The organism is Amycolatopsis sp. cmx-11-12 (assembly GCF_046269425.1).
Taxonomy (GTDB): domain Bacteria; phylum Actinomycetota; class Actinomycetes; order Mycobacteriales; family Pseudonocardiaceae; genus Amycolatopsis.
The window spans coordinates 1-8,441 of record NZ_JADNQM010000082.1; the positions used below are offsets into that span (position 1 = coordinate 1).

General features: G+C 67.1%; 8 protein-coding genes and 1 tRNA gene. 5 read left to right on the forward strand and 4 right to left on the reverse strand.

What is annotated here, in order from left to right:
• Nucleotides 1-386 precede the first annotated feature (386 nt).
• A tRNA-Ile gene (locus tag ACLARN_RS43870) sits at nucleotides 387-460 on the forward strand.
• A 350-nt stretch (nucleotides 461-810) separates the two neighbouring features.
• Here ACLARN_RS43870 and ACLARN_RS43875 read toward each other — a convergent pair.
• Nucleotides 811-1,089: a DUF3892 domain-containing protein gene (locus ACLARN_RS43875; protein ID WP_034324314.1), complete on the reverse strand. Its 279-nt coding sequence runs from the start codon at nucleotides 1,087-1,089 to the stop codon at nucleotides 811-813.
• A 223-nt stretch (nucleotides 1,090-1,312) separates the two neighbouring features.
• On the opposite strand from ACLARN_RS43875, the gene ACLARN_RS43880 reads away from it, so the two are divergent.
• Nucleotides 1,313-1,894, forward strand: coding sequence for a hypothetical protein (locus tag ACLARN_RS43880; protein WP_409497418.1), 582 nt, complete (start codon nucleotides 1,313-1,315; stop codon nucleotides 1,892-1,894).
• A gap of 131 nt (nucleotides 1,895-2,025) precedes the next feature.
• On the opposite strand, the gene shbA is transcribed toward ACLARN_RS43880, so the two are convergent.
• Nucleotides 2,026-3,204 carry an RNA polymerase sigma factor ShbA gene (shbA, locus tag ACLARN_RS43885; protein ID WP_409497419.1) on the reverse strand — a complete coding sequence of 393 codons (1,179 nt, stop codon included), beginning with the start codon at nucleotides 3,202-3,204 and terminating at the stop codon, nucleotides 2,026-2,028.
• Between the two features lie 189 nt (nucleotides 3,205-3,393).
• On the opposite strand from shbA, the gene ACLARN_RS43890 reads away from it, so the two are divergent.
• Nucleotides 3,394-3,645 (forward strand): WhiB family transcriptional regulator, encoded by a 252-nt coding sequence (locus ACLARN_RS43890; protein WP_076154981.1) that lies wholly within the window; start codon nucleotides 3,394-3,396, stop codon nucleotides 3,643-3,645.
• A gap of 98 nt (nucleotides 3,646-3,743) precedes the next feature.
• On the opposite strand, the gene ACLARN_RS43895 is transcribed toward ACLARN_RS43890, so the two are convergent.
• Together ACLARN_RS43895 and ACLARN_RS43900 are read right to left on the reverse strand one after the other, a co-directional pair.
• Nucleotides 3,744-5,270, reverse strand: a complete 1,527-nt coding sequence (locus ACLARN_RS43895; protein WP_409497422.1) for an MDR family MFS transporter — start codon at nucleotides 5,268-5,270, stop codon at nucleotides 3,744-3,746.
• 88 nt (nucleotides 5,271-5,358) lie between these two features.
• Nucleotides 5,359-5,985, reverse strand: a complete 627-nt coding sequence (locus tag ACLARN_RS43900) for a TetR/AcrR family transcriptional regulator (protein ID WP_409497420.1) — start codon at nucleotides 5,983-5,985, stop codon at nucleotides 5,359-5,361.
• Between the two features lie 100 nt (nucleotides 5,986-6,085).
• On the opposite strand from ACLARN_RS43900, the gene ACLARN_RS43905 reads away from it, so the two are divergent.
• Both ACLARN_RS43905 and ACLARN_RS43910 read left to right on the forward strand, forming a co-directional pair.
• Nucleotides 6,086-6,829 (forward strand): SDR family NAD(P)-dependent oxidoreductase, encoded by a 744-nt coding sequence (locus ACLARN_RS43905; protein WP_409497421.1) that lies wholly within the window; start codon nucleotides 6,086-6,088, stop codon nucleotides 6,827-6,829.
• 174 nt (nucleotides 6,830-7,003) lie between these two features.
• A complete protein-coding gene (locus tag ACLARN_RS43910) occupies nucleotides 7,004-8,197 on the forward strand; it encodes an LCP family protein (protein WP_409497423.1) in 1,194 nt (397 codons plus the stop codon).
• Nucleotides 8,198-8,441 lie beyond the last annotated feature (244 nt).

The window sequence follows — 8,441 nt, forward strand, 5'->3', positions numbered from 1 at the left end:
GCCGACACCGCCGACCACATCTGGTCCTGGTCACGATTCCGCCGCCGACGACAACACCAAGCCCGCCTCAGCCACTACAAACGGCGAGGCTACCCACTCAACTGAGTGCCGTTGCAGTACTAGGCCGTGTCCTGTGAGGCTGTTCGCGGTCTTCGGGCCCAGGCGGTCCCTGACGGCACGGGCGGACCCGGTACGAGGCCGATCCGCCCGCACCGCCAGGAACCACCTGGACCTCGAAGCCCATCGAACAGCCTCACAGGACACGGCCTGGGCGATCGTGGCAGGTGAGCGCTGTGATAACTTGGAGCGAACTGGGACTTCTGTGCGTTAGCAAACCCGCTGTTCGGGCTGGGGGCGGCTCCCGCGGAGGTGTCAGGGCACCCTTGGGGCCGGTAGCTCAGTTGGTTAGAGCAGGGGACTCATAATCCCTTGGCCGTCGGTTCGAGCCCGACCCGGCCCACTACCTGGGCTTTTCCCGGGGCGAGTCTTCGCGCGGCGTTTGAACGGCAAGGGATTGTTGCCGTGTGGCGCAAAGCCTTATGTGTCAACATTTCGAGTACTACTTCGTAATATGGCCAATCGTTTTCGAGCGAACGGCGCCATCAGCGGCGCTCCCTCTCCCGTGCTTGCGGGATGTTGTGCTCCTGCCGGTAGACGCGAGCAGTTGGCCGGGGGACGCGCAACCGTTCGGGGTCGCCGGGTAGCGGGTGGCCTGGATCCGGCGGACGGTAGGCCGCTCGGCTGTGTCTGGGTGGCCCGAGCTTGATCAACGGAGGATCGGGGACGTTGAGTGTCCATTGTGGACTTCCCTCAGAAGCGCGGAAGCTCCAGCAGGTTGTTCTTCCAGATGCCGTCCGCCCGCGTGCGCAGGAATTCGGGCCCGAAGGTCGGCTTGATGATCTCCACGGCCACCCGGTGGATTCCTTCGTCGACGTAGGCCTTCCCGTCGTCGTCCTCGATCCACGCCACGATCGCCGAAACGAAACTCTCACCGGTTTCGCCGCTGCCGGGGTTGATCCAGCGCAGTTTCGTGATGTTCTCGTGGAACTTCCCACCTTCGAGCCGCGCTGCGATGATCTTGATGGCCATGGTGCTACCTCTTCGGCTGGATGCCCTCGAAGCGAACAGGGGTAATGCTGTACTCGCCACCTGTCCGCAGCTCGTTACGCCACCAGGGGGCCGTGCCTCGAACGTTACGAGTTCGAGCACGGGCCGTCCGTTCTGAGTCAGATGACGCAGACCGCGGCCGTTCCGCCGTGTCAAAGTCCTCCCGCCGGCGGGGAACACCAGCCGGTGGAGAGGGGAAACAGACATGTGCGCTGCCCACAAGACACCGGCCGGACTCCTGGGTGCGGCGGGAATCGCCCTGGCCGCGATGGTCCTGGCCGGTTGCGCGCCGGACTCGGCACCGCAGGCCGCACCGGTGGCGCCTTCGCCGTCCGTCGCGGATTCCGCCGCCGCGGTGACCTGGATGAACGGATTCTGCGGCGCTGTCAAGGATTTCATCGACGGCAACAACAAGATGCCGTCGGCGAGCGGGGAAACCGTCGAGGCCATCAAGAAGAGCACGAGCGACCAACTCGGGCACTACGCGGCCATTCTGACCAAGACCGTCGATGGTCTCAGCGCTCTGCCTGCCTCCCCGGTCCCGGCCGGAGAGGCGGCGAAGCAGGAGTTCCTCGGGAAGTACACCTCGGCACGCGACAAGACCGTGAAGGCGAAGACCGGCCTGGACGCGACGGGGAAGAACGACACGGCGGCGCAAGGTCGTGCGGTCGAGGGGCTCATCGCCGCCCAGAAGGACACGCACAGCGCACTCGATCCGGTCGCGGCCGTTCTCGGGGCTCCCGAGTTGAAGACGGCCGCGGCGACCGCGGAACGCTGCCGCCCTTGAGCCGAAGCGTTGGGCGCAGCCGCCGTCCAGGGTGTCGCGAAAGCCACTTTCGGGACGTCTGATGTCCCGAAAGTGGCTTTCGCGACACGGCCACCCGGTAGTCGCGAGGAGGCTCTAACGGTCCTTACCACTCACGACTCTTCCATGAGGATTTTGCGGAGTCGCGTCAAAGCTCGGTGCTGGGCGACGCGCACCGCGCCCGCCGTCGAACCGACGGACTTGGCCGTTTCCTCCGCCGACAAACCGACGACGATGCGCAGGACGACGATCTCGCGTTGTTTGTCCGGCAGGATCCGCAGCAACTCACCCATTCGGTCGCTCAATTCGCTGTGCAGCGCGTGCTGTTCCGGGCCCGCTGAATCCGAGACCCCGTCGGGGACTTCGGCGACGGGGTCGGACCGGTTGCGGGCGGCGGCACGGCGGGCGTCGGCGACCTTGTGCTGGGCGATGCCGTAGACGAAGGCGAGGAACGGCCGGCCTCGTTCGCGGTAGGTGGGCAGTGCGCGGAGGATCGCCACGCAGACCTCCTGCGCGACGTCGTCCGCCGAGGCGTACGTCCGTTCCTGCCTGCCGATCCGCGCCCGGCAGTACTTGATCACGAGCGGGCGGATGGTGGCCAGCAGGTGGTCCAGCGCCCTGCGGTCACCTTGTCCGGCGGCCGCGACAGGCGCGTCGAGGGAGTACCAGTGGGCGGGCGCCACCTGTTCGGGCTCCGCCTTCGCAGGGGTGCCCGGCTCCACCAGGGCGAGTTCCCGGATCATCGCGCGGTTCTTGATCCTGGACAGGGTGTCTTCGACGTCGAGCCCCACTCTCAGCGCGTCGACGAAGCTTTCGTTGGCGTTGTCCAGGCGGCCGACGAACTCGGGGTCATGCTCCTCCAGTCTGCCGCGCGCGTGGCGCAACGTCGCGCTGACCGCCTCGTCCGCGATCCCGAGCACCCCGGCGATCTCCCGTGACGTGAAACCGTCCAGCGCCCAGGCCATGCCGAGTTGCTGGCGTTTCGGCAGCTGCCGCAGCATCGTCAGGACGGACGACGCCTCGTCGGCGAGAACCGTGAGTTTGTCCTCCCTGCCCGCGTCGGTGAAGGCCCAGTCCGCCCGGACCGCGGTCTGCTCCTTCGCTCGCCGGTGCCCGACGCGGCGGACCCAGGATTTCGGCTGGGTGATGGTCCGCCAGTCCTCGTAGGCGTTGAGCATCGCCTCCGCCGCCGCGTCCCGCGCCGGGTCGAGTGCGAACCCCGCCTTGCACAGGAAGCCGGTGAGCAGCGGAAATTCGGCGTGAAAGAACTCGTCGAACTCGTCGTGGCCCATCACCCGCACTCACCGCTCTCAGTCGCCTGACGCGAATGCCCTCTCCAGAACAGGTGCAGTGAGCCGGCCGCTGAGTGTAACGATTCGGTCAAGGTGATGTTTGGGGTGCCACCGTGGGTGGTTACCCGGCTGCGAGCGGAAGTCGTTTGACGCTGAAGGGAAAATCGAAGAAAAGGAGGTGATAGGAAAATGGAAACGAGGATGGTGAGTGCCCTGAGCGAGGCCGCTTGCCGAGGTGAGGATCCCGAACTGTTCTTCCCGGTCACCGAAACCGGTCCCGGCGCACGGCAGGCGGCCAGGGCGAAGGCCGTCTGCGCACGCTGCCCGGTCACTTCGGCCTGCCTGGCCTACGCGCTGGACAACGGACTGGCCCATGGCGTTTTCGGCGGACTGACCGGCAGTGAACGGCGCCGTCCGATTCGCGTCGGCAATGCCGCCTGAAACCACTCGGATGCGCGACTGAATTTTCCCCGGTGGTTTTCCGCGCGCGAAAAAAGGAGGGGCCCGGTTCGGCGAACCGGGCCCCTCTTCGTGGTGGGTCAGGTGACCGCGTCGGCCACGGTCTCCTCGGCCAGCCGCTCGTTGCCCGACTGGGTTTTCAGCGGCTTGTGCTTGAGGAAGGCGACGGCGACGATCACCAGCAGCGCGATCGGCGCGCTGATCAGGAACAGCTCACTCGTGGCTTCCCCGTAGGCCTCGCGGACGACGTTCGCGATCGGTTCCGGCAGCGTGGCGATGTTCGGCACCGCGCCGCCGCCTTCGCCGCCACCGGGCAGCGGGCCGACGCCCTCGGTGATCAGCGCGGTGACCCGGTTCGCGAGCACCGCGCCCAGCGCGCTCACGCCGATCGAGCCGCCGAGACTGCGGAAGAACGACAGCGTGGAGGTCGCCGTGCCGAGATCGTGCGCGTCGACGTCGTTCTGCGCCACCAGGACCAGGTTCTGCATCAGCATGCCGACGCCGACCCCGAGGACCACCATGTACGCGCCAAGCACCACGAGGTTCGTCTTCGCGTCGAGCGTGCCCAGCAGGGCCAGGCCCGCGGTCATCAAGGCCGAACCGAGCAACAGATGGCTCTTCCACTTGCCGGTCCGGCTGATCAGCTGGCCAGAGACCGTGGAGGAGACGAGGAGGCCGAAGATCATCGGCAGGCTCAGCAGCCCGGCCACCGTCGGCGACTTGCCGAGCGACAGCTGGAAGTACTGCGACAGGAACACCGTCCCGCCGAACATCGCGACACCGACGAGGAAGCTCGCGAGGGTGGTCAGCGTGATCGTGCGGTTGCGGAACAGGCCCAGCGGCAGGATCGGCTCGGCCACCTTCGACTCGACGTAGACGGCGAGGGCGAGGATGACCACGCCCGCGCCCACCAGTCCTGCCGTCCACCACGAGCCCCACGCGAACTGGTGCCCGGCCAGCGACGACCAGACCAGCAGCGTCGAGACGCCCGCCATGATCAGGAACGCCCCGAGGTAGTCGACCTTCACGTCACGCCGGATCGTCGGCAGGTTCAGGGTGCGTTGCAGCAGCAGGATCGCGGCGATCGCGAACGGGACGCCGAGGAAGAAGCACCAGCGCCAACCGAGCCACGAGGTGTCCACCATGACGCCGCCGATCAGCGGGCCCGCGATGGTCCCGACGGCGAACACGGCGCCGAAGATCCCGGAGTACTTCCCGAGTTCACGCGGCGAGACGATGGCGGCCATGATCACCTGAGCGAGCGCGGTGAGCCCGCCCGCGCCGATGCCCTGCGCGACCCGGCTGGCGATCAGGAGCTCGATGTTGCCGGCGAATCCGGCGACCAGTGAGCCGACAACGAACAGCCCGAGCGAGAGCTGGATCAGCAGTTTCTTGTTGTACAGGTCGGAAAGTTTGCCCCAGAGCGGAACCGTCGCGGTCATCGCGAGCAGTTCGGTGGTGACCACCCAGGTGTAGGACGACTGGGAGCCGCCGAGTTCGGAAACGATGCGCGGCAACGCGTTCGCGACCACCGTGGAGGCGAGGATGGCCACGAACATGCCCATCATCAGCCCCGACATGGCTTCGAGAACCTGTTTTCGGCCCATCGTGCCCGGTGCGGCGTCCGGTTCTCGTGGTTCGGTCATGGATACGGACACAGCTGTCCCCCTTCGTGTTTCCGTGGTGCCGGGCGCGTCAGTGCGCGCGGCCACCGGGCTCCGGGAGCCCGGCGAGAAGCATTTCGACGGCTTCGTCCAGCAGATCGAGCGCGGACACCCGGCCGTCCTGCTGGTACCAGAGGATGAGCGCGGCGTTGACCGCGCCGCCGAGCGCGGACAGCAGCAACGTCGGGTAGAGATCGGCCTTGGAGTCCATGCCGACGCGGCGCGCGATCGCCTCGATCGTCTGCTCGACGGTGTCGTGGTTCATGGCCACCGCTCGCGAATGCAGCGTGGCGTTCTCGTGGATCGCCTTCATCCGGCCGAGCCACTCTTCGCGGTTCTCGTCGATGTGGGCGAATTCCTCCTTCAGTGCACCGACGAAAGCGCGTGGAGCGCTGACTTCCTTCGGTGTGGCGAGGAATCGTTCAATGGTGCGCTGTGACCGCTCGGCGGTGTCGGCGTGCGCGATGACGACGGCGTCCTCTTTGGACGCGAAGTAGTTGAAGAAGGTACGCGGCGAGACCCCCGCCGCCGCGCTGATGTCCTCGACCGTCACCTGGTCCAGACCGCGTTCGGCGACGAGCCGGACGGCGGTGGTCGCCAGCGCGCGGTGGGTTTCCAGCCGCTTGCGCTCGCGGAGACCTTTGACGGGTTCGGACATGAGCACCACGATACGCCCAAAGATGCAGAGACTGCAAAATTGCAGTTTGTGAACCGTGCCACTCGTGGGCGGGCGAATCCCACCTGGCAGACTGCGGCGGGTGAGCGGAACGGTGCTGGTACTGGGCGGGCGCAGCGAGATCGGCCTCGCGGTCGCGGAGCGGCTCGCCAAGGGCGGGGCGCGCAAGATCGTGCTGGCCGCGCGGCGGAGCGTGGACCTCGGCGCCGAGTCCGAGCGAGTGCTGGCCGCGGGTGCGGAGACGGTCACCGCGGTCGAGTTCGACGCCGACGACCTCGCCGGGCACGGTCCGTTCCTGGAGAAGGTCGTCGCGGAGCACGGGCCGCTGGACGTCGTCGTCACCGCTTTCGGGATCCTCGGCGACCAGGCGCGGGCCGAAGCGGACGCCGCCCACGCCGTCGCGATCGTGCACACCGACTATGTGGCTCACGTGAGTGTGCTGACCCATGTGGCCACTGTGCTTCGTGCGCAAGGAAACGGGAGCCTGGTGGTGTTCTCGTCGGTCGCCGGGGTGCGGGTCCGGCGGGCGAACTACGTCTATGGATCGGCCAAGGCGGGCCTCGACGGTTTCGCGTGTGGTTTGGCTGACGCCCTGCACGGCACCGGGGTGCGTCTTCTGCTCGTCCGGCCCGGTTTCGTGATCGGCCGGATGACCGAGGGCATGTCGCCGGCGCCGTTCTCGAGCACACCCGATCAGGTCGCCGACGCGACGGTCGCCGCGCTCCGGAAACGCCGGGACACGGTGTGGGTGCCGGGACTGCTGAGGCTGGTGTTCGCCGTGATGCGGGTGGTGCCACGCGCGATCTGGCGCCGGATGCCCCGCTAGGGAGCGCAGCGCGGTCGGTCCGGCACTCGGTGTCGCGACGGGTTGTCTGCTTGATCACTTCCGCTGGTCCGAACGGGCTTTAAGACCCGTTCATGACAAGTTTCTCAGGTAATTCCCAGCTAACGCGGTGATCCTCGAATGCGGGGGATCATTCACGGAAGCGGGGAGAAGGTCGTGCTGCTCACGTCGCGAGGACGGCGGATCGGCGGCCGCGTCGCACTGGGCCTGGTGTCGACAGCCGTACTGGGGATCACGGGGTACGCGTGGACCCAGTTGAGCCGTTTGGACGACGGGATCGTCACGGCCGACGTGATCGCGCCCTCCGCGCAGGTTCCCGACGGCCCGGCGGGTGAACCGCTGAAGGTGGCGCAGAACATCCTGCTCGTCGGAATCGACTCCCGCACCGACACCAACGGGAACCCGTTGCCGCAGAACGTCCTCGACACGTTGCACGCCGGCGCCGGCGATGCCGGCGGCGACACCACCGACACGATGATCGTCGTCCACATCCCGGCGGGCGGGGCCGCGGCGAGCGCCATCTCCATTCCGCGCGATTCCTATGTGGACATCGCGGGCGGCTTCGGCAAACACAAGATCAACTCGGCGTACAGCCGCGGCAAGAACGCCGCGATGAACTCGCTGCGCGCACAGGGCCTGACCGGCGCGCAGCTCGAGGTCAAGGCCAACGAAGCGGGCGCCAAACTCACGATCCAGACGATCGAGCAGTTCACCGGCCTGTCCATCAACCACTACGCCGCCGTCAACCTCGCCGGGTTCTCCGCACTGAGCGAAGCCGTCGGCGGGGTCGAGGTCTGCCTCAAAGAACCGGTGGAGGACAAGCGCTCCGGGGCCTCGTTCCCCGCGGGGAAGCAGCTGCTTTCCGGGCCGCAGGCGCTCGCTTTCGTGCGGCAGCGGCACGGACTGCCCAGCGACCTCGACCGCATCGCGCGGCAGCAGGCGTTCCTTTCGAGCATGGCCAAGACCATGCTCGACGCGGGGACGTTCACCGATCCCACGAGGCTGAGCGCGCTGGTCGGCGCCGTCCAGGGCTCGGTCGTGCTCGACCGCGGCTGGGATGTGGTGAGCTTCGCGCAGCAGCTGCAGGGGATGAGCTCGGGGGCGCTGAAGTTCCAGACGATCCCGGTCCAGAGCCTTTCCCTGCCGACACCGTCCGACGGCGACGCGGTGAAGGTGGACCCGGCCGAGGTGAAGGCGTTCGTGGAGTCCGCGCTGACGTCGACGAGCGTCGCCGCGGTGGGGGAGCCGACCGGCGGGATCGGGATCAAGCCGGTCGCGGCCACTTCCTCTGTCGCCGCTCCGCCTTCGTCGTCTTCCGCTTCGCCTGAGCTGGCTGGTTGCGTGAACTGAGTACGTGAAGGCCTCCTTGCCTACCTTGAGAGTAGGGTCCCGGCAAGGTCGAGATTTTGCAGGTCAGTCGGCTATTCGTCGCTGCGTGAGGTTGACGATGTAGGAATGGGGACGTTCAGCCTGGATCCACCGGTGTGGTTGTGGGTTGATCTTGATGGCGGTTGTTGATCATGTGTCCGGTTGGTGGGCGGGGTGGGGTGCCGGCCGTCGCATCCGGTGTGTCCACTGTGGTCTGGTTGTTGGG

Coding starts and splice junctions, on each gene's coding strand:
- ACLARN_RS43875 (WP_034324314.1), bottom strand. CDS start 1,089: ATGGCCATCAAGATCATCGCAGCGCGGCTCGAAGGTGGGAAGTTCCAC.
- ACLARN_RS43880 (WP_409497418.1), top strand. CDS start 1,313: ATGTGCGCTGCCCACAAGACACCGGCCGGACTCCTGGGTGCGGCGGGA.
- ACLARN_RS43890 (WP_076154981.1), top strand. CDS start 3,394: ATGGAAACGAGGATGGTGAGTGCCCTGAGCGAGGCCGCTTGCCGAGGT.
- shbA (WP_409497419.1), bottom strand. CDS start 3,204: ATGGGCCACGACGAGTTCGACGAGTTCTTTCACGCCGAATTTCCGCTG.
- ACLARN_RS43895 (WP_409497422.1), bottom strand. CDS start 5,270: ATGGGCCGAAAACAGGTTCTCGAAGCCATGTCGGGGCTGATGATGGGC.
- ACLARN_RS43900 (WP_409497420.1), bottom strand. CDS start 5,985: ATGTCCGAACCCGTCAAAGGTCTCCGCGAGCGCAAGCGGCTGGAAACC.